The sequence below is a fragment of the Acidobacteriota bacterium genome, from assembly GCA_028875725.1.
Taxonomy (GTDB): Bacteria; Acidobacteriota; Thermoanaerobaculia; order Multivoradales; family Multivoraceae; genus Multivorans.
In genome coordinates this window covers 1,675,946-1,696,145 of record JAPPCR010000006.1, presented here as the reverse complement: position 1 = coordinate 1,696,145, position 20,200 = coordinate 1,675,946, and the positions used below count along the sequence as shown (strand labels likewise).

The following is a 20,200-nucleotide window of genomic DNA, read 5'->3' as shown; positions in this document are numbered from 1 at the left end:
CCGTGGCTTGAAGCCGGCCTGTGGTGGCGGACTAGCTCACGATCCGGTTCGGGTTCATGCCCGAACAGCCATCGTGCTTCGCTGCTGTCGAGCAGCGGCCCGTGTAACAGGAATCGCCCGCGAAACCCTGTGGACGGACGTTGTCGATCCAGCGTTCGACGTTCGCCTGGACCTCGGCCGCGCTCTGGCCGTGCTCCGTGATGAGCACCTTCGACAGCCCCCACCAGGCCCGCCCCAGGTTGCACTGGCAGCAGCACGTGTAGGCCGAGCGGTCGCTGCAGCAGGGGGCGGGAATCGGGGTCAGCGCGGCGCGCTTGATCTCTTCCTGCTCCGCGGTCAGCTGGATCTCCGCGTCGTACGCGATCAGTTGCTCCATTGGCAGCGCGAGGAGCGCGCCGACGGGATCGTCAGGGTCCACCGTCGCCGGCGGTGCTGAGCTGCCGCAGCTCCAGGAGGTCAATGCGCCCAGCAGGAGGATGGCGGTAGTGGCACGAAGATGGCGACGGTCGGCGCAGCGAGTCATGGTGGGGATTCTACGCTCTTCTCAACCGCAGGCTTCTGCCGATTCCCGGTAGATCCGGTAGCCCGCCCAGAAGTACGGATGGGAGGCGTCGAACTCCACGGGTTCCCGTCCCTCACCCTGATCGAAGACGAGGGGGTCGGCCAGCAGCCGGAGCTGCGCTTCCCGGAGCGCGGCGGCCGGGTGGGTTCCGTCGGCGACGCTGTTGTAGAACGCGGCGAACAGGTGCGTGGCCGACTCATCGACGACGGGCCACAGCGACGCGACGACGGAACTCGCACCGGCGGCGCCGAGGGCTTCGATGAAGGGTCCGGGGCCGATGCCGTGGCCTCCGGTGTCCAGGCCGGAGAGGACGACCAGCGATGGGCCTTCGAGCTCGAGTCGCGATGCCAGTTGGCCGGCGGTGACGGCGATGGCTTGCTCGTCGTACCGTTCCGGGGAAAGCAGCAGAGCGGAAGCGCTGGTGCTTCCGGGGTCGATCTTCGCTTCCACCGCCACGTGCAGAGACCGGACGGCGTAACTGTCGGTGGACTCCCAGAAGAGGGCCGGCGAAGCGGCTTGACCGAAGCGGGAGATCACCGGCAGGCCCAGGGCGGCGATCGTGCTCGCCTGATTGCGGCGCGCGGCGTGCCGGCGCCAGGAGATGCCGCCGTCGCTCATCGAGGCGCCGAGCGGACGTGCCGGTGGACGGTAGACGGCGTCGGCGATCGCCAGCGCGACCGGCCGTTCGCCTGCCGGCGGAGAGGCCGGGTCGACGGCGCCCAGGGTCGGGTCGATCCAGCACGGAGTCCGCGTTTCGACCAGGAAGCGGCCCTGAGGATCGAGCGATCGGGGCGCCCGGATGGCGCCGAAGGGCAGGTCGCTCAGCTGTCCGGTGGCGGAAACGCCTAGCCGGGAGACGTTTCCGAGTTGCTGGGCGGCCGGTGCGAGCAGAAGTTCACCCAGCTCGTCTCCGAGGCGAACGATCCGACCGAGCGAAGCCGGTGGGCGGAGCAGCGAGAGTTCCCGGATCTCCGCGACGAGAGGTTGCAGGTCCTCGGCGGTCGTCTCCAGGGTCAGCGTGGCGGGCTCCGGACCGCCCGGACCCGGAACGACGGTCAGGCGCAGCGGGCGACCGGGCGAGGCGTCGTAGATCAGGGTGGCGACGCCTTCGACGGCGGGCCGGAAGTGCTCGGGGAGTGGCGTCCGGTCTCCGCCCTTCTGCGCCCAAGCGGCCGGTCCGCCAAGAACTAGCAGACCCAGCATCAAAGCACGCCGGCGCACCCGGTTTCGACCCCGCAAGGTCCTAGAACTCCAACCGCATGCCGATGCTGAGGACCCGGCCCAGGGGGTCGTGGGTCGAGGCGTCGTAGTTCGCCGGGCGGAAGATCGGCGGCGGATCCTCGTCCGCGAGGTTGAGGATCGAGGCGAAGAGCGTGGCGCGCTCGCCGGGCAGCGCCCACGAGACGTGGACGTCGTGGGTGGCGTGGGCGTCGACCGGGTAGTCGGCGCCCCAGGGCGGCGGCGCGTCCTGGAGGAACGAGCCGGTGTGGTTCAACTGCCAGCGGGCGGTGAACGGGCCGCGCGAGTAACCGGCGAAGAGGCGGCCCTTCAGTTTCGGAAGCGGCCGGGCGAGGGAGGTGTCGAAGTTGAGCCGGCCCCTCGCGTCGTACGCCTCGCCGAGTGCCCAGCCATCGATTCGCCAGGACAGGGCGTACGTGGCGGCAGTACCGACGCGGAGGCGGCCCCGGCCCGCATCAGCCTCGAAGTCGGCCCGGAAGTCAATGCCGTCGGTTTCGATGTCCGGCCCGTTGACGATCCGCACCGACACGGAGTCCAGATTCTCGATCGTCGGTACGTTGCCGCTGATCGTCAGGGCGTCGAACCAGGGTGAGCCCGGGTCGCACAGGGGATGGTCGGCGGGCGGGCAGGCGAGACCGATCAGGGTGGCGAAGGGCTGGATGACCAGTGGATCGCTGAAGTCGTAGCGCCAGTAGTCCAGGGTGACGAAGAGTCTGCTGCCAGCGCCGGCCAGATCGCTCCGCTCGACCACGAGCCCCGCATTGAATGTCGTCGCCGACTCCGGTTCGAGCGCGGGATCGCCGTGGATGCGGACCGGCTTCGCCGTGCCGATGGGACCGATGTCTTCGCGCGAAGTCTCGGCGATGCCGGAGACCGTCTGGTTGAGCGTCGGACCGCGGAAGGTGGTCCCCAGCGAACCGCGCAGCGCCAGCGCTTCGGTCGCCTGCCAGCGCAGCGCGACCTTCGGATCGAGGCTCGATCCGACATCCCCGCCGTAGTCCTCGAAGCGCAGCGAGAGCTGGCTGTCGAGCGAGGAGGCGAGGGGCAGAGACAGTTCGCCGAAGATGGACCCGATATCGCGATCGGCCTCGGTCGAGAAGCCGGGCGGCAGGTAGACGAACAGGCCGTCCGGGTTGTCGCAGGAGGTGATCTCCGGGCCGCCCGGGCAGGGATAGATTCCGATGTCGTGGAGCGCACCGCCGCGGGGCGGCGCGGCGCCGATGGAGTAGGGCGTGAGTTCGTAGGTCTCCCCGCGCCACTGGACGCCGGCTGCGTACTCCGCCGCGCCTCCGGGGAGGTTCCACCCCAGCAGACCGCTGGCCACGGCTTCCAGGACGAACAGGGTCGTTTCGCCGCGAGTCCCCAGCGTCGTCGTCAGGTAGTCGAACAGGTGGCCGTTGTCGAACGCCGGATCGTACTCGGGGTTCGTGACGCCAGGCACGGCGGGATGGGGCCTGATCGAGTTGGAGAAGGGAATCCAGTAGCTGCAATCCCCCTGGCCCGCGTGCCGGCGCAACGTGTCGAGCGAGAAGATCAGGTTGCCGTCGCCGTCGTACTCGTTCGGCGCCTGGTCCTCGCAAGCGAGGCCGCCGAGCCCCGCCAGCGCGCGTCGAAGCCGGTAGTCCAGGACGTCGCCGTCTTCGAGTTTCCGCTCCGCGGCCGACCACGAGGCGCGGAACGCCCACAGGGTTTCTCCCGTCACCCCCTCGAAGTCGAAGGCGACCCGTTCGGTCCTGGACTCCCGGAGGTAACTGCGCAGGGGCCCCTCCTGGCCGAACGTCCGGCCGCGAATCCAGGCGACCTCCTGCCAGCCGGGGTCGATGCCGGCGGCATCCTGGGTGTCGCCGTCGCCGCTCCACAGGCAGTAGGGTGCGTCGCAGAAGGCGTAGGGCCCGTAGAGTTCCGGGTACAGCCTGGCCATGTCGATCAAGCCCGGGTTGTTCGCCCGCACCGAGCGGCTGGTGTCCATGACCCTGGTGGGCGGATAGGACGGCGAGGTGAACCAGGACGGCACCTCGCTGCGGGCGAGCAGAACCTCGGCGCCCAGGTGCCATCCGTTCTCCGTGTCCCAGGAGGCTTCGGTGAACCACTGCCCGCGGCGGGTGTCCTGCACCAGGTTGTCGAATGCCGTGTACTGGTAGCGGCAGAGTGAACTCCCGGGACTGCTGGCCGCGCCGCCGATGCGCTCGCAGTTCGGGTCCCGGATCCCGGGGTCGCCGGATAGCGGATGGAACGTCGCCGGCCGGCCGGTTCCCGACCAGCCGCCGCGCGGGTTGTCGGCATAGGGGGTGAGCGCCCAGTGCCGGTCGAGGAAGCGGATGGGGCTGCGCCGCGCGAGGCCGAGCGAACTGACCGCATGGCCCCGGCCGGCGGCGAAAGGCCGGCCGGCGATCAGGCCGATTTCGTTATCGCCGTTCGAGCCGTCGATCACGCTGTGCTTGCCTTCGAACGAGAGGCCGTCGAAGTGGCTGCGGGTGATCACGTTCATCACGCCGGCGATCGCGTCCGAGCCGTAGGTCGCCGCGCCACCGTCGCGCAGGAACTCGACCCGCTCGACCGCGACCATCGGCAGGACGTTCGTGTCGACCATGAGCTGAGCCTGGTCAGGGATCGCGCCTGGCGACCAGGGCAGGCGGTCGCCGTTCAGGAGCACGAGGGAGCGGCTCGCGCCGAGACCGCGCAGGTTCAGGCTCGAGCGGTCCGCGCCGGCGCGCACGCCGAACTGTTCGGAGCCGAGGTTCGCGCCGAGACTGATCGGGAGATTCCGGATGAGATCGAGCACGCTGGGCGAGCCTTCCGCCTCCAGGTCGTCGCGCGAAAGAACGGAAACCGGCTGCGCCGCGTCCTCGGGAGTGCCGGGAATCCACGAACCGGTGACGGTGACCGTGTGGCTGAAGGTCTCGAACTCGTGAGTATGGTGCTCGTGGTCGTGGTCGGCCCCGGTCGCCTCGCCGTGGTCGTGTTCGTCAGCCGGTGCCGGGCTGTCCTCCTGAGTCATCCCGGGCGCCGCACAGAGAAAGAAGAGCGCCGCCGCCAGGCGAAACGGGCGGGAGGCCATCGACATGGCCGCGGAGCCTATCCGGCCGATCCGGGTACGATCCCGGACCGTGTCCAACGTCCGGCTCGACTTCGATGGCGACGTGGCGCGGATCGTTCTGATCCGGCGCTCGAAGGCAAACGCGCTCGATTCCGCGACCACGGCGGCGCTGCGCCAGGCGGTCCGGGAGTCGGCCGCGGCGAGTCCACGGGTACTGGTCATCTCCGGCGACGGTGTGTTCTGCGGCGGCGCCGACATTCGCGAGATGGAGGACCTCGATGCGGTCGACGCGGAACGTTTCATCCGCGGCCTGCACCGGGCCTTTCTGGCAATCCGCGAGCACCCGGCGCCGGTCGTTGCCGAGGTCCGGGGAGCGGCTCTCGGCGCGGGCCTGGAACTCCTCGTGTCCTGCGACCTGTCGGTCGCCGCCGACGACGCGATCTTCGGGATGCCGGAACCCCACGTCGGTCTGCCTTCGGTTATCGAGGCGGCCCTGCTGCCGGGCCTCGTGGGCTTGGGCCGGGCCAGGGAGCTCTTGTTCCTGGGCGATCCGATCGCCGCCACCGAAGCGGCGCGGATCGGGCTGGTCGGCGAGGTCGTTTCGGCCGCGGACCTGAAAGCGGCGGTGAACGCCAAGGTCGAACGGCTGCTGCGGCTCAGCCCCGAGGCGCTCGCGCTGCAGAAGCGCCTGATCGGCCGCTGGCTCAACCTGCCCCTGGACCAGGCGGTGGAGGCGGGGGTCTCCGCGTTCCGGGCCGCCTATGGCACGGACGGGCCGAAGAGGGAGATGGAGAGGTTCTGGCGGCGGCGTGCCCGCGACGCGGACGGCGAAGGCACCTAGCCGATCAGGCAGCCAACCACGGCAGACAGCCAGTCGATTCCAGCACCGCGTCGATCTCGCCGCGCTCGGAGAGCTCGCCGTACTTGCCGCGCAGTGCCCCCAGCGACCTGGCGTGGTACTTCTGCGGCTTCTGGATCCACTCGCCGCTGCCGAGGGCGACCGAGAACTCGTCCTGCCCGCCGGCGATCGCCCCGGCGTTGGCGACGCTCCAGGGCAGGAAGATGGCGCCCACCTGCTGCTCGAGCAGGGGCGTCAGGGTCGGCGCCAGGGCCGCCCAGTCCTCGAAGTCGCCATTCGCGGTCGGATCGACCAGGCGCTTCACCCAGGCGACGGTGCGGGGCGCCCGCTCCTCGAGCAGCGAGTTGGGGGTCGGATCGGTCCAGGCCTGGTGCATCTGGAATCCAATGCCGAAGTCGCCGAACGCGGGCCGGTCGCCGAACAGATAGTCGCGACCGTCGAGGTGGGCCTCGATCAGGTCGACGGCGTCCAGGAACGACTTCTCGATCTGGGGCGCGGTCTGCTCGTTCGAACCGACGAACCAGACCCGCGGCACCATCCGCTCACGCACCTGGGCGGTCATCGCCTGGAGCGTCTCCTCGTCGGCAGCGGGGTTCATGCCCTGCGCGATGCGGCGCGCGCCGGACTCCTGGTCCGCGGGCCGGGCCCAGCGGTAGTGGAACATCCACTTGTTGCCCCACTCGTCGCCGAACTCCTCGAGCAGGACGGAAACGAAGGCCGCGGTCGGGTCGGACGGATGGATCGAGGGCTCCGGGTACTCCGCCTCCATCGCCTCGATGATCGGCGTCGAGTCCTGCATGCCGCGGTCGTCCGGCGTGACGACCAGGGGCACCAGAGGCAGTCTGGCGTAGCGCCGGAACTCGTCCTGGTTGGCGGGACTCCGGTGGATCCACTCGTGGGGGATCTGCTTGTAGCGGAAGTAGGAGCGCACCTTGATGGAGTAGGGCGAGAGATCTCCGCCGAAGATTCGGTAGGGTCGGGCCATTGGCAGAAGCCTCCTGGAGGGGAGTCGTTGTCAGACGAAGGAGGCTCATCCTAGGAGGATTCCGGACCTCGTGGCAACGACTCTCGATCTGAAGCAGCGTCTGCGGAGCGCGTTCGGCCACCCCGCCTTCCGTCCGCACCAGGAGGAAGTCTGCCGCCGGACGGCGGAGGGCGCCGACGGCCTGATCGTCATGCCGACGGGGGCCGGCAAGTCGCTTTGCTACCAGCTTCCGGGCCTGATGCGTGGCGGGCCGACCCTCGTCTTCTCGCCGCTCATCGCGTTGATGGAAGACCAGACGGCGAAGCTCCGCGAGCTGGGCCTGCGCGCCGAACGGATTCACTCCGGCCGCCGCCGGAACGAGTCGCGGCAGGCCTGCCGGCTCTACCGGGACGGGGAGCTGGACTTCCTGTTCATCGCCCCCGAGCGTCTCGGTGTGCCCGGCTTCATCGAGTTCCTGGAACGTTGCCGGCCGGCCCTGATCGCGGTCGACGAAGCCCACTGCATCTCGCAGTGGGGCCACGACTTCAGGCCCGACTACCGGCTTCTGGGCCGGCGCCTGCCGCGCCTGCGTCCGGCGCCGGTGCTCGCCCTGACCGCGACCGCGACGCCGCGCATCCAGGACGACATCGCCGCGCAACTCGACCTCGAAGGCGACCAGCGCTACATCTACGGCTTCCGGCGCGAGAACCTGGCGGTCGAGGTGGTGCAGAAGCGGCCCGGGGCGCGTGCGGCGGTCGTCAGGGAGGTGCTGGGGAAGGAGGAGCGGCGACCGGCGATCGTCTACGCGCCGACCCGCAAGGAGACGGAGACGCTGGCGGCGCGCCTCGACGAGGACTTCCCGGCCGCCGCCTACCACGCCGGGCTGCCGACGGCCCAGCGGGACGAGGTGCAGGGCGCCTTCCTGGGCGGCGAGATCGACGTCGTCGTCGCGACGACGGCCTTCGGCATGGGGATCGACAAGCCGGACATCCGCACGGTTGTCCACACCGCGCTGCCGGCGACCGTCGAGGGGTACTACCAGGAGATCGGGCGGGCCGGCCGCGACGGCGAATCCGCGCGAGCGCTGCTGCTGTACTCCTGGGCCGATCGCCGGACCCAGGAGTTCCTGCACAAGCTCTCCTACCCCGAAGTCGAGGTCCTCTCGGGCCTATTCGGGGCGCTCGGCGACGAGCCTCGCGAGCAGGCGGATCTGCGGCGCCGGCTCGGAATCGCGGAAGAGACGTTCGAGTCGGCGCTCGACCAGTTGCGCATTCACGGCGGCGCCGTCGTCGGCGGCGGCTACCGCGTCCGCCGGGGGGACGACGCGTGGATCCGCTCCTACCGGGTCCAGCGGCAGCTCCGGCTGGATCAGATCGACGAGATGACCCGCTTCGCCGATCACCGGGGCTGCCGGATGCTGCGCCTGGTGCGGCACTTCGGTGACCGTGCGGACAGCGGCGAGCGCTGCGGCGTCTGCGACGTCTGCTCGCCCGAAGCGTGTCTCGTGCGGCGCTTCCGAACGCCTCTGGCCGAGGAGGTCCAGGCGATGCAGACCGTCGTGTCGATGCTCCGGCGACGGGACGGCCTGAGCACGGGCAGGCTGTTCAGGGAGTTCCACGCGATTCACGGTTCCTACGATCGGGGAGCGTTCGAGGATCTGCTCGGCGCGCTGGGCCAGGCGCGTGTGCTGTTCGTGGAAGACGCCTCCTTCGAGAAGGCAGGCGAGACGATTCACTACCAGCGCGCCGGCCTGACGCCGAGCGGCAGGCGCCGGGGTGTCGATCTGGCGGAGCAGGTCCTGCTGCCGGACGATCCGGCCGACGAACCGCGGGCGAGTCGCCGGAACCGGTCCGCGGCGACGGCGATCGAGATCTCCGAGGCCGACGCGGACCCGGCCCTGGTGGAGGAGTTGCGCGAGTGGCGGGGGAAGGTCGCGCGCGAGAAGCGGCTGCCGGCGTACACGGTGCTGCACAACCGCACGATCGTCGCGGTCGCGGCCGCGATGCCGGGCGACCGCGACGAGTTGCTCAGGATCCCCGGCATCGGCCCGACGACGGTGAAGCGCTACGGCACGGCCCTTCTGCGGATCGTGGCTGCCGCGGGGAAGCCGGATCCGAAGTGACACAATCCCCGGTCATGACGACAACGACGGCACAGTGGTTCGGTCACCCGCGGGGACTCTCGACGCTGTTCTTCACGGAGCTCTGGGAGCGCTTCAGCTACTACGGCATGCGCGCGCTGCTGCTCCTGTACATGACGGACGTCGCCACCGGCGGGCTCGACCTGGGCACCGAGAGGAGTTCGGCGATCTATGGCCTCTACACCTTCGGCGTGTACGCCCTGGCGCTGCCGGGCGGCTGGGTCGCCGATCGCATCCTGGGGCAGAAGAAGGCGGTGCTCTGGGGCGGCGTGATCATCGCGCTCGGGCACTACGCCCTCGCGGTGCCGAGTCTCGTGACCTTCTTCCTCGGCCTGTTCCTGGTCGTGGTCGGCACCGGCCTGCTCAAGCCGAACGTCTCGGCCGTGGTCGGCGACCTCTACGTGAGCGACAGCGCGGCCAGGCGCGACGCCGGTTTCTCGATCTTCTACTCCGGGATCAACATCGGCGCCCTCGCCGGGCCGCTCGTCTGTTCCTACCTGGGCGAGAACATCAACTGGCACCTGGGCTTCGGCGCGGCCGGCGTGGGCATGACCGCGGCGATCGTCGCCTACGTCCGCGGACAGAAGCACCTGGAAGGCGCCGGTGATCCGCGCGGGCCGGCGGCCGATCCCGTTCAGCTCGCGAACGCCAAGCGCAGCCTGATCGCTGGTACCGCCTGCATCGTCGTGCTGGCGGGCATCCTGTGGTGGCTCGGAGCCAGCGAAAGCGCGCCGATCACCCTGGTCGGTTTCGCTGACGCGACCGGCGTCATCGTTGTCGTGCTGGCGGCGGTCTACTTCGCCTACGTGATCGGCTTCGTCTGCAACGACGCCACGGAGAGGCGAAGAGTCGGCGCATGCGCGGTGCTGTTCGTGGGCGCGGCCCTGTTCTGGTCAGGCTTCGAGCAGGCGGGGTCCACTCTCAACCTGTTCACGAGGGACTACGTGAACCGTGACCTCTGGGGACTCATGGAGGTTCCGATCGGCTCGCTGCAGGCGGTGAACCCCTTCTTCATCATCGTCCTGGCGCCGGTCATGGGCGCCCTCTGGGTCAAGCTCGGGGACCGGAACCCGTCGATCCCGGTCAAGTTCGGCCTTGGTCTGGTGCTGCTCGGTGTCGGTTTCGGCGTGCTCTCCTGGGGCGCCTCGATGGCCGAAGCGGGCGGCGAGCAGGCGGCGATGGCCTGGCTGGTCGTGACCTACTTCTTCCACACGGTCGGTGAGCTTTGCCTGAGCCCGGTGGGCCTGTCGAGCATGACGAAGCTGGCGCCGGACCGTCTGGTGTCCCAGATGATGGGGACCTGGTTCATGGGCGCCGCCCTCGGCAACCTGATCGCGGGTCGGGTGGCCGGCTACATCGAGGCGCTGCCGCCGGCCGAGTTGTTCCGCACGGTGGCGCTGATCGTGGCAGTCGGCGGCGCCGTGTTCCTGGTCCTGTTCAAGCCGATCAAGTGGCTGTGCGCCGGAGTGAAGTAGACGCCGGGACTGACCTGATGCCGGCCAGTAGGTCGGCGCACCGACAGTCCGGCCGCGGCGTGCTCAGTTGATGCCGCGCTCCTTGCCCTCCCAGTACGGGGCGCGCAGCTCGCGCTTCAGCACCTTCATCGCGCCGGACAAAGGCAGGGGCTCGGCCCGGAACTCGACCGACTTGGGCACCTTGTAGCCGGCAATCGACTCGCGGGCGTGGCTGATGATCGAGGCTTCCGTGCCCTCGTCGACGTCGGCGCCCTCCTTCGGCACGACGATGGCGTGGACCTGCTCGCCCCAGACTTCGTGGGGGACGCCGATCACGGCCACCTGGCCGACGACCGGATGGGTCGAGATCGCGCTCTCGACCTCGGCGGAGTAGACGTTCTCGCCGCCCGAGACGATCATGTCCTTGACCCGGTCGACCAGGAACAGGTAGCCCTCTTCGTCCAGATAGCCGGCGTCGCCGGTGTGGTACCAGCCGCCCTGGAACGCTTCCTCCGTGGCCTCCGGCTTGTTCCAGTACTCGGTCATGTAGTTGCCGCCTTTGGCGCAGACCTCGCCGACTTCGCCGGAAGGCAGAATGTTGCCGTCCTCGTCCTGGATCGACAGCACGACGCCGGGCACGGCCCGGCCGACCGAACGCAGGCGGTCGCCGCCGACCTTGTGGTCCTCAGCGTCGAGAACGGTAAGCAACGACGAACTCTCGGTCATGCCGTAGCCCTGGCCGATCTCCATCTCCGGGAAGAGGGTGAGCAGCCGGTCGAGCAGGGCCGCAGGCATCGGCGACGCGCCATAACCCAGGTTGCGCAGCGAGGAGAGCTTCTCCGGCGCGAAATCCGGGTGGCTCATCAGCATGTGGATCATGGTCGGCACCATGGTCGTGGTGGTCACCTGGTACTTCTCGATCAGCGCGATCGCCGCGCCCGGGTCGAACATCGGCATCAGGACGAACTTGCCGCCGAATGTCTGTGTCGCGATGACCCCGACCATGGACGCGGCGTGGAAGATCGGTGTCTGCAGCAGCGCGACGCCGTCGGAAAGTTGCGGGAAGCGCATGACCCCGTGGTAGGTGTTGAGGATCTCGGCGCGCTGGTTGCAGAGAACGCCCTTGGGCAGACCGGTCGTGCCGCCGGTGTACATCAGCACGACCGAATCGGTCTCTTCCGGCTCGTCCGGCAGGACGGGGTCGCTGCCGGCGATCAGGTCTTCGTAGCGCAGGTCGTAGGGGGCGTCGGTGTCGTCGTCGGGCCCGCCGATCAACACCGTGCGCCGGACCGTGCACTCGTCGCCGGCGAGCGCCATCGCCTGCGCGAACAGGGGCGCGAAGGTCTTGTCGACGAAGGCGACCTCGGTGCCCGAGTCACGCACGATGTAGTCGAGTTCCTTGCCGGCCAGACGCAGGTTCAGCGGGTTGATCACGCCGGCGCCGAGGTAGGCGGCATGGTACAGCTCGACATATTCATGGCTGGTGAGCGCCATGACGGCGAAGCGATCGGCACGGCCGACGCCCAACTCGCCGCTCAGGGCCGTGCACAGGCGCATCGTGCGGTCGGCATGCTTCCCGAAGGTCGCGCTGTAGGCGCCATCGATGATCGATTCCTTGTTCGCCAGGTAGTTCATGGCTGGAACGAACAGTCGGTGGAAGATCAACTCCTTCATCGCGTGCAACTCCTGTGGGGATCGGATCCCTGGGCTCAGTTCGCGGACAGGGAGGCGATCACGTCGCGCTGCGTCACCTCGTCGAGAAAGCGGAGGTTGGGGCTCATCCGGTCGACGACCTCGCCGTAGCGGTCGAGGACGCCCCGGGCCAGGTCGGCCGGTTCGCCGACGACGGCGAAGGCGTCGAGCATCTCGTCGGTGATGAGAAGACCCATCTCGTCCCACTGGCCCTGCTTCGACATCCGGTTCAGCTCGAGCTGCAGGTCGCCCCAGCCCTCCGACTCGAGCACCGGCCGGTAGGCGGGCGTCGAGCCGTAGAAGGAGATCTGCTTCTTGACCGCCTGCTTCGTCGCCTCGAAGGTCTTCTCGTCCTGACCGGAGACGATAAAGCCGGGGTAGGCGATCTCGAACGTCGAGCGGTCGCGGCCAGCGGTTGCCAGACCGCGCTCGATGGCCGGCAGGGTGGTGTCGCGCATGTAGGACTGCGTCGTGAACGGATGGACGATCAAACCGTCCGCCACCTCGCCGGCGACCTCGGTCATCAGCGGCCCGACGGCGGCCAGGAACACCTTCGGCGGTCCGTGTTCCGTGTCGGTCGGCGTGAACATCGGCGTCATCAGGGTGTGGGAGTAGAACTCGCCCTGGAAGCGCAGCCGCTCGCCCTCGTACCAGTTCGACCAGATCGCGCGCATCGCCAGGATGAACTCCCTCATCCGCCGGGCCGGGTGGGACCAGGGCATGCTGAAGCGCTTCGTGATGTGCGGCCGGATCTGCGAGCCCAGGCCGAGGATGAGGCGGCCCTGGGAGTAGGCGTTCAGGTCGTGGCCGACGTTCGCCAGGTTCATCGGAGTGCGGGCGAAGGCGACCGCGATGGACGTCATCAGTTCGATCCGTTTGCTGTGCTCCGCGGCCAGGAGCAGAGGGAAGAACGGATCGTGGGCCGTCTCCGCGGTCATCGCCGCCGCGAAACCGGCGTCTTCGAGTTCGCGAATTCGGGCCGGAACCTCGCGCAGATTGGTGGGGAGTCCGCCGTCAACCTTCATGTCGTTCTCCTGGCTTGGTGCGCCTGTTTCCGAGGGTGGCGCGCGAGTATAGAGGAGCGGACGGGCTTGCTACGATCCCGGCTCTCTCGCGCGAGAAGACTGCGTTTCCACCCCTACGGAGTTCCCATGCACCAGGTGCTCGCCGGCGTCCGCGTCCTGGACTTCGGCCGCTACATCGCCGGACCGTTCTGCGCCGCCCTGCTCGGCGATCTCGGGGCTGAAGTCATCCGGGTCGAGAAGGTCCGGGGCAGCGAGGACCGGTTCATCGCTCCGGTGGCGCCGAGTGGAGAGGGCGGCATGTTCCTGCAGATGAACCGAAACAAGCGCTCGCTGACGCTGAACCCGACGAAACCGGCCGGCCGGGAAATCGTGAAGCGCCTTCTGGCGACCGCGGACGTCGTGGTGGCGAATCTGCCGCCGAAGACCCTCCAGGCGATGGGACTGGACCTGGACAGCCTGCGCGAGGTGAAGGAAGACATCATCCTGACGACTGTGTCGGCCTACGGCCGCGGCGGCCGGTACAGCGACCGGGTCGGCTTCGACGGCATCGGTCAGGTCATGTCCGGCATCGCCTACATGACCGGCGAGGCGGACAGGCCGCGGCGCGCGGCCGCTCCCTTCGTCGACTTCGGGACGGCGCTTTCCTGCGCCTACGGCACGCTGGCCGCCCTGATGGCCCGCCAGCAGACCGGCAAGGGGCAGATGGTCGAGGGCGCACTGCTCAAGACCGCCTTGATGATGGGCAACGCGAACCTGATCGAGCAGGCGGTGATCGAGCGCAACCGGCTGCCGACCGGCAACATGTCGCAGACCTCCGGTCCGGGGGACATCTTCCGCACCGCCGATGGCTGGATCCTGTGCTCGGTGATCGGCGAACCGCTGTTCAGGCGCTGGGTCGACCTGATGGCCGAGGACAACGGCGCCGGAGGCGAGGGCGAAGAGATCGACTGGCTGAACGATCCACGCTTCGCCGACGATCTCTCGCGGGGCGACCACGGCGACGTGATCGGCAAACGGATGTCCGCGTGGTGCGCCTCCCGGTCGACCGGGGAAGCGGTAGAGACCCTGAACGCGGCGATGATCCCATCGGGGCCGGTGTACTCGATGCAGCAGACGCTGGACGATCCACACATCGCGGAGGTCGGTTCCTTTGCCGAACTCGACTATCCGGGCATGGCGCGGCCGGCGCCGGTGGCGCAGCCTTCCGTGCGCCTGACCGAGACTCCGGCCATGATCCGTCACCGTGCACCGACCCTGGGCGAGCACACCGACGAGATCCTGGGCGATCTCGGCTACAGCAGCGACGAGATCGCGGCGTTCCGGGCTGAACGGGTCGTGTAGTGCGCGGTCTCCTCGCGCTGCTGTTCCTGGCGGTACCGGCCGTCAGTCAGGAGGGTGCGCCCGACCTCCCGCCGCCCAACATCCTCTGGGTCTCGAGCGAGGACAACGGCCCGCATCTGGGCGCCTACGGCGACGACTACGCCACGACACCGAACCTCGACCGCCTCGCCGCTCGCGGGCTCGTCTACCGCAACGCCTGGTCGACCGTGCCGGTGTGCGCGCCGGCACGCACGACGATCATCAGCGGCCTCTACCCGTCGTCCACCGGCTCGCAACACATGCGGAGCCAATCGAGGCTTCCGGAGGGCTTCCGCTTCTTCCCGCAGGTCCTGCGTGAGGCGGGCTACTACGTGACGAACAACGCCAAGGAGGACTACAACCTCGAGAAGCCCGGCGGCCATGGAGCCGTATGGCACGAGTCGTCCCGTGAGGCGCACTGGCGGAACCGCCCGGAGGGGGCGCCGTTCTTCTCGGTGTTCAACTTCACCGTCACCCATGAGAGCCAGATCCGGCGCCGACCGCACACGCAGGTCCACGATCCGGCCGGCGTTCGCGTGCCGGCATACCACCCCGACACACCGGAGGTGCGGCGGGACTGGGCGCAGTACTACGACAAGCTGACCGAGATGGACGCGCTCGTCGGGGAGCGCCTGGGCGAGCTCGATGCGGCCGGTCTCGCGGACGACACGATCGTCTTCTACTGGGCCGATCACGGTCCGGGCCTGCCGCGCGGCAAGCGCACGGCGCTCCAGACCGGTCTCCATGTGCCGCTCATCGTCTCGGTGCCGGAGAAGTACCGGCACCTGGCGCCGGCGGACTACGAGGCGGGCGGCAGCACGGACCGGCTGGTCGGCTTCATCGATTTCGCGCCCACCATGCTGAGCCTTGCAGGGATCGAACCACCGCCGCACCTCCAGGGCCGGGCCTTCCTGGGCGCCCACGAGGCGGAGCCGAAGGACTTCCTGTTCGGCTTCGCCGACCGCATGGACGAGCGCTACGACCTGGTGCGGAGCGTCCGTGACAAGCGCTATCTCTACGCGCGCAACTTCCTGGTCGACCGGCCGTACGGCCAGCGTCTCTCCTACCAGATGGAGACGCCGACGACCCGGGTCTGGCTGCGGCTGTTCCAGGAGGGCGAACTGAACGGGGCCCAGTCGGCCTTCTGGCGGGAGAAGCCGAGCGAGGAGTTCTACGACCTGGCGAACGATCCGGATCTGGTGAACAACCTCGCCGGTTCAGCCGAGCACGAAGCCGAGCGGGAACGGCTGGCCGCGGCGTTGCGGCGACAGCTCATGACCATCCGCGATCTCAGTTTCCTGCCTGAAGGCGAAATGCACCGACGTGCGGCGGACATGGGCGGCGTGCCCTGGACCTACGGCCAGGGCGGCTACCAGATCGAGCGTGTCCTGCCCGCGGCCGAACTCGCCACGGATCGGTCGAAGTGGCGGAGCGGGGACATCGAGCGGTTGACCCGCATGCTCCGCGACCCGGACTCCGCAGTACGCGCCTGGGCCGGAATCGGGCTGCGAACTCGCGGCGAGAAGGCGGTGCGGTCGGCCGCTGCCGCGCTGAGGGCGGTGCTCGACGACCCGTCACCGCCGGTGCGCATTCACGCTGCCGAAGCCCTGGGCCGTTTCGGCGAGGAGAGGGACCTTGCGCCCGCGGTGGAACTGCTCCTAGCCTCGGCTTCGATCGAGGACAACGACTTCTTCGACGCCCTGCTCGCGCTCAACGCGCTCGACTATCTGGAACCGGACGTCCTGGGCGCTGAGAACCCGCAGGCCAAAGCGTGGCGCGAACGACTGCACGCCCTGCCGAGTGAACTCGAAGGCCTCGACCGCCGATTCAGGAACTACGTACCTCGGCTGCTGGAGGCGATCGAACTCGATTCCCCGGACCGCTGAAGCCGCCGTCTCGGGTGGGGCAGCCCCAGGGCGCGGTAGACCGCTTCCTTGTCGGAGAGGTTGACCCTTGCACCCATGGCCTTGGCGATCCAGGACGTCGGCCGATCCGTTGCCGGTCGCCCTCGCTTCCGCGGGTTCTCCGCCATCGGCCTACTCGCTCGCCGGCGTCTCCGGTGGCCAGCCGAAGGGTAGATCCTCCGGCACCACCTTGATCTCGGTCGAGAACTGGAACGGCGCCTCGCCGGGCCCGGGGAAGGCGAACTCGAGGTAGAAGCCGGTCCAGCCGCGTTCCGGCGCGGGGACGGCGCCGACCCACCTGCCGTCCTCGCCGGGTTCGACGGCGGCGCTGGTCCACGACCGGCCGATCGTGTCGACCCGAAGGTCGCGCGTTTCCGGGTTCGAGGCCTGCCACAGGAGAACCCGACTCGGCTCCATGTCGTTCGCCACCCAGGCAGTGATGGCGGCGCCGCCCGAATCGTCGGTCTCGATCGACCAGTCGACGTCGGGCCGGTCCACGCCATCCAGAATGGCCTGGTAGAAGGCCAGGAAACCGACCGCCGCGTCGCTGCCGCCGAGGGAGTGTTCGGTGTTCGGCACGTAGCGCAGGTGCTTCTCGCCGAGCAGGTCGTCGAAGTAGAACTGGGCCGAGTCGGGCAGGAAGAACTGATCGCCGGTCGCGTTGATCAGGTACTTCGGCATCGTGAGCTTGTCGAGGTGGTTGTAGGGCTCGACGATCTTCTGGAGCTCCAGGTACTCGGGAGTTCCGAACCAGTCCGTGATCCCCTCGTACACGTAGTCACCGATCGCCGGCGCCCAGAAGCCGTAGGCCTTCCAGTGGTGCTCGAAGGAGGCTTCGAGGTTCAGGAGGTCGATCACGATCGGCGCGATCGCGACCACCCGGTCGTCGACCATTGCCGTGGTCCAGGTGGTCCAGCCGCGCTTCGAGCCGCCGGCGACGACGAACCGGCTCACGTCGTTCCCGCCGCCGTCTCCGGACGCCGCGAAGGCGGTCATCGTGTCCATCGCCCGGACCGCGGCCTTCGTCATCGGCAGACGGGCGAGCCAGATCGCATCCTCGCCTCGCAGGAACTTGTCCCAGCCGTAGGCGATCAGTTCGTCCTCGACCCGCTCGCCGTAGTCGTCGCCGACGAAGTTGAGCGGCTGGTTCGGAACCATCCGCAGTTCGGCCGTGAACGAACCGGTCGCGAGGGCCGGCTGGAGGGTGAGCGGATTGGCCTGTTCCGGCGGGTCGCCGCCGTTGCGGCCGCCCGAGATGTAGAGGAAAGCGTGGTCGCTCCGCACCTCATCGGGCTCGACCACCATCAGCCAGTGGGTCCACAGCGGCCGGTCGACCTCGGCCTCGGTGAGCCAGGTCTGGCTCGTCATCTCGATCGTGTGCAGGGTGTAGCCGTTGCCGGGCTCGCTGTTCACCAGGGTCCAGCCGTAGGCCAGGTCGGGTGTGTCGACGTAGTTCTGGAGGATCTCGTTCGAGGCCGGACCGGCGTCGCTAGCCGGCTCGGCGCCGCCGTAGTCGGCCCCGCCGGCGCAGCCGACAACCAGCAGTCCGATGGCGAGCAGAGTGAGCAGGTCGCGCGCTCTCTTCATGGTTTCAATCCTCCTTTGCGTCCGGGTCCGCCAGCCGACGCTGTTCCGTCGAGCCAGCCTCAGATCGCTCCCGCCGCCCGCATCGCGTCGATCCGTTCGCCGCCGAACCCCCAGTCCGCCAGCACCGCGTCGCTGTGCTCGCCGGCCTTCGGCGGCGGACCCTGGACCGCTACCGGAGTCCGGCTGAAGCGTGGCGCCGGCGCCGGCTGGGCCACGCCGTCGACTTCGACGAAGGTCTGCCGGGACCGGTTGTGCGGATGCTCGATCGCTTCACCGATGCGGAGCACCGGGGCGAAGCAGATGTCGCTGCCTTCCATGATTTCGCACCACTCGTCGCGCGTCTTCGTCCGGAACACCTCGGCCAGCTTCGCCTTGAGCTCCGGCCAGCGGTCCCGGTTCTGGAGGTGGCCCTCCCACTCGGCGCCGTCGAGGCCGGTCTTCTCGAGCAGCAGGGCATAGAACTGCGGCTCGATCGAGCCGATGGAGACGTACTCGCCGTCGGAGCACTCGTAGGTGTCGTAGAAGTGGGAGCCGCTGTCCAGCATGTTCGAGCCGCGGTCGTCCTTCCACACGCCGGCGCTGTGCATGCCGACGACGGCCGCCAGCAGCAGCGCCGAACCGTCGGTCATCGCGGCGTCGACGACCTGGCCCTTGCCGGACTTCTGCGCCTCCAGCAGGCCGGCGACGACGCCCAGGGCGAGCAACATGCCGCCGCCACCGAAGTCGCCGACCAGGTTGAGCGGCGGCACCGGCCTGCCGCCGTTGTTGCCGATCGAGTGCAGCACGCCCGACAGGGCGATGTAGTTGATGTCGTGGCCGGCGGCGTGGGCGATCGTGCCGTTCTGGCCCCAGCCGGTCATGCGCCCGAAGACGAGCTTCGGGTTCCGTTCCAGGCAGACGTCGGGGCCGAGGCCGAGCCGCTCCATGACCCCCGGACGAAAGCCCTCGATCAGGCCGTCGGCCTTCTCGACCATGTCGAGCACTGCTTCGACCGCCTCCGGACGCTTGAGGTCCAATCCCAGGGAGCGGCGGCCGCGGTTCAGCACATCGAACTTCGAGCCCCGGCCCGCGTAGGCCTTCCGGTCGATGCGAACGACCTCGGCGCCCAGGTCCGAGAGCACCATTGCGCAGAACGGCCCCGGTCCGATGCCGGCGATCTCGAGAATGCGGTAGCCGTCGAGTGGTCCCATGATCCGTATCTCCAGGTGGAACGTTGCTGCGGAATCGAGGCCGGTCAGTATAGGAGACGTCTGCCGTACAATCCCGTTCGCCTCCGCAACCGCAGACTCAGCCGGACCGCGACTTCCGGGTCGCGCCAGGGGAGCCCGAGACCATGCAGCGATACGGAATGACGATCCCATTCGGCCTGCCCCTGGCGGAGCAGGAAGACCTGATCAAGGAGATGGTGGACCTGGGGTACACCGACTTCTGGTCCTCCGAGTCGAACGGCTCCGACGGCTTCACGCCTCTCGTGCAGGCCTCGATCTGGGCGCCGACCGCTCGGCTCGGCATCGCGATCATCCCCGCCTACACCCGCGGCCCGGCGCTGATGGCGCAGACCGTCGGCGCGATGGCCGAGGCGGCGCCGGGGCGCTTCGTCATGGGCATCGGCACATCGTCCAACGTGATCGTCGAGCAGTGGAACGACATCCCGTTCGAGCGGCCTTACTACAAGACCCGGGACATGGTCCGTTTCCTCAAGAAGGCGCTCACCGGCGACCGGATCGAGGAGGAGTTCGAGACCTTCCACGTCCGCGGCTTCCGCATGGGCAGGCCGCTGAAGGAGTCTCCGCCGATCCTGGTGGCGGCGCTGCGCCAGGGCATGCTGCGGATGGCCGGCCGCGAAGGCGACGGCGCGATCCTGAACTGGCTGTCGCCCGGCGACGTGAAGAGGGTCGTTCCCTACGTCCACGAGGCCGGCCCCGGCAAGGAGATCGCGGCGCGCATCTTCGTCATCGCCACCGAAGACCAGGGCGTGATCGACTTCGTCGGCAAACGCTCCATGGCCGCCTACCTGAACGTGCCGGTCTACGCCGCTTTTCACGACTGGCTGGGCCGCCGCGACGTCCTCGGCCCGATGTGGGACGCCTGGGCAGCCGGCGACAGGAAGAAGGCGCTGGAGGTCATCCCCGAGGAGGCGCTTCGCGACATCCTGATCATCGGTTCGCCCGGCAAGTGCCGGGAGCGGATCCAGGAGTACATCGAGGCGGGGGTGCATACCCCGGCGATTCAGATCATGCATCCGGGGGATGATCTGCGGGAGACGATCCGCGCGCTGGCGCCGGAGTAGGCGGCCTCGCTCGTCAGGTCCCTCGGCCTTGACGTAAGCTCCCGCCGCCCCGGGGCCGGACGGGTCAGCCTCATTCCCGTGCCGGCCT

At 68.8% G+C, this 20,200-nt stretch carries 14 protein-coding genes; 6 read left to right on the top strand and 8 right to left on the bottom strand.

Annotation, left to right across the window (positions count from 1 at the left end; genetic code table 11):
* Positions 1-31: 31 nt before the first annotated feature.
* The 3 genes from OXI49_08985 to OXI49_08975 are packed head-to-tail and all read right to left on the bottom strand — an operon-like array spanning position 32 to position 4,865.
* The gene (locus OXI49_08985; protein MDE2690633.1) at positions 32-523 is read right to left on the bottom strand and encodes a hypothetical protein; all 492 of its coding nucleotides are present in this window, start codon (positions 521-523) and stop codon (positions 32-34) included.
* A gap of 21 nt (positions 524-544) precedes the next feature.
* Complete coding sequence (locus tag OXI49_08980) at positions 545-1,765, bottom strand: CHAT domain-containing protein (protein MDE2690632.1); 1,221 nt, start codon at positions 1,763-1,765, stop codon at positions 545-547.
* A gap of 40 nt (positions 1,766-1,805) precedes the next feature.
* Positions 1,806-4,865, bottom strand: a complete 3,060-nt coding sequence (locus OXI49_08975) for a TonB-dependent receptor (protein ID MDE2690631.1) — start codon at positions 4,863-4,865, stop codon at positions 1,806-1,808.
* 43 nt (positions 4,866-4,908) lie between these two features.
* Between OXI49_08975 and OXI49_08970 the strand changes: the two genes are divergently transcribed.
* Positions 4,909-5,679 carry an enoyl-CoA hydratase-related protein gene (locus OXI49_08970; protein ID MDE2690630.1) on the top strand — a complete coding sequence of 257 codons (771 nt, stop codon included), beginning with the start codon at positions 4,909-4,911 and terminating at the stop codon, positions 5,677-5,679.
* A 4-nt stretch (positions 5,680-5,683) separates the two neighbouring features.
* Here the strand turns inward: OXI49_08970 and OXI49_08965 are convergent, their stop codons facing one another.
* Positions 5,684-6,682, bottom strand: coding sequence for a glutathione S-transferase (locus tag OXI49_08965; protein MDE2690629.1), 999 nt, complete (start codon positions 6,680-6,682; stop codon positions 5,684-5,686).
* 70 nt (positions 6,683-6,752) lie between these two features.
* Between OXI49_08965 and OXI49_08960 the strand changes: the two genes are divergently transcribed.
* Complete coding sequence (locus tag OXI49_08960) at positions 6,753-8,783, top strand: ATP-dependent DNA helicase (protein ID MDE2690628.1); 2,031 nt, start codon at positions 6,753-6,755, stop codon at positions 8,781-8,783.
* Positions 8,784-8,797: 14 nt separating this feature from the next.
* Positions 8,798-10,276: an oligopeptide:H+ symporter gene (locus tag OXI49_08955; protein ID MDE2690627.1), complete on the top strand. Its 1,479-nt coding sequence runs from the start codon at positions 8,798-8,800 to the stop codon at positions 10,274-10,276.
* Positions 10,277-10,339: 63 nt separating this feature from the next.
* Here OXI49_08955 and OXI49_08950 read toward each other — a convergent pair whose 3' ends face one another.
* Both OXI49_08950 and OXI49_08945 read right to left on the bottom strand, forming a co-directional pair.
* The gene (locus tag OXI49_08950) at positions 10,340-11,929 is read right to left on the bottom strand and encodes an AMP-binding protein (protein MDE2690626.1); all 1,590 of its coding nucleotides are present in this window, start codon (positions 11,927-11,929) and stop codon (positions 10,340-10,342) included.
* 35 nt (positions 11,930-11,964) lie between these two features.
* Positions 11,965-12,972, bottom strand: coding sequence for a TIGR03617 family F420-dependent LLM class oxidoreductase (locus OXI49_08945; GenBank protein MDE2690625.1), 1,008 nt, complete (start codon positions 12,970-12,972; stop codon positions 11,965-11,967).
* Positions 12,973-13,098: 126 nt separating this feature from the next.
* On the opposite strand from OXI49_08945, the gene OXI49_08940 reads away from it, so the two are divergent.
* Together OXI49_08940 and OXI49_08935 are read left to right on the top strand one after the other, a co-directional pair.
* Positions 13,099-14,313 (top strand): CoA transferase, encoded by a 1,215-nt coding sequence (locus OXI49_08940; protein MDE2690624.1) that lies wholly within the window; start codon positions 13,099-13,101, stop codon positions 14,311-14,313.
* On the top strand, positions 14,313-16,217 hold the full coding sequence (locus tag OXI49_08935) for a sulfatase-like hydrolase/transferase (protein ID MDE2690623.1): 1,905 nt from the start codon (positions 14,313-14,315) through the stop codon (positions 16,215-16,217). The genes OXI49_08940 and OXI49_08935 overlap by 1 nt, the downstream gene beginning before the upstream one ends.
* Positions 16,218-16,367: 150 nt before the next feature.
* Here the strand turns inward: OXI49_08935 and OXI49_08930 are convergent, their stop codons facing one another.
* On the bottom strand, positions 16,368-17,822 hold the full coding sequence (locus OXI49_08930; GenBank protein MDE2690622.1) for a PhoPQ-activated pathogenicity-related family protein: 1,455 nt from the start codon (positions 17,820-17,822) through the stop codon (positions 16,368-16,370).
* A 59-nt stretch (positions 17,823-17,881) separates the two neighbouring features.
* Entirely contained in the window at positions 17,882-19,015 is a 1,134-nt protein-coding gene (locus tag OXI49_08925; GenBank protein ID MDE2690621.1) for a CaiB/BaiF CoA-transferase family protein, read from the bottom strand.
* Between the two features lie 155 nt (positions 19,016-19,170).
* On the opposite strand from OXI49_08925, the gene OXI49_08920 reads away from it, so the two are divergent.
* On the top strand, positions 19,171-20,112 hold the full coding sequence (locus OXI49_08920) for an LLM class F420-dependent oxidoreductase (GenBank protein ID MDE2690620.1): 942 nt from the start codon (positions 19,171-19,173) through the stop codon (positions 20,110-20,112).
* Positions 20,113-20,200: the final 88 nt, after the last annotated feature.

What these genes read in the sequence shown, in the direction of transcription:
- OXI49_08985 (MDE2690633.1), bottom strand. Translation starts at nt 523, where the DNA reads ATGACTCGCTGCGCCGACCGTCGCCATCTTCGTGCCACTACCGCCATC.
- OXI49_08980 (MDE2690632.1), bottom strand. Translation starts at nt 1,765, where the DNA reads ATGCTGGGTCTGCTAGTTCTTGGCGGACCGGCCGCTTGGGCGCAGAAG.
- OXI49_08975 (MDE2690631.1), bottom strand. Translation starts at nt 4,865, where the DNA reads ATGTCGATGGCCTCCCGCCCGTTTCGCCTGGCGGCGGCGCTCTTCTTT.
- OXI49_08965 (MDE2690629.1), bottom strand. Translation starts at nt 6,682, where the DNA reads ATGGCCCGACCCTACCGAATCTTCGGCGGAGATCTCTCGCCCTACTCC.
- OXI49_08955 (MDE2690627.1), top strand. Translation starts at nt 8,798, where the DNA reads ATGACGACAACGACGGCACAGTGGTTCGGTCACCCGCGGGGACTCTCG.
- OXI49_08950 (MDE2690626.1), bottom strand. Translation starts at nt 11,929, where the DNA reads ATGAAGGAGTTGATCTTCCACCGACTGTTCGTTCCAGCCATGAACTAC.
- OXI49_08945 (MDE2690625.1), bottom strand. Translation starts at nt 12,972, where the DNA reads ATGAAGGTTGACGGCGGACTCCCCACCAATCTGCGCGAGGTTCCGGCC.
- OXI49_08940 (MDE2690624.1), top strand. Translation starts at nt 13,099, where the DNA reads ATGCACCAGGTGCTCGCCGGCGTCCGCGTCCTGGACTTCGGCCGCTAC.
- OXI49_08930 (MDE2690622.1), bottom strand. Translation starts at nt 17,822, where the DNA reads ATGAAGAGAGCGCGCGACCTGCTCACTCTGCTCGCCATCGGACTGCTG.
- OXI49_08920 (MDE2690620.1), top strand. Translation starts at nt 19,171, where the DNA reads ATGACGATCCCATTCGGCCTGCCCCTGGCGGAGCAGGAAGACCTGATC.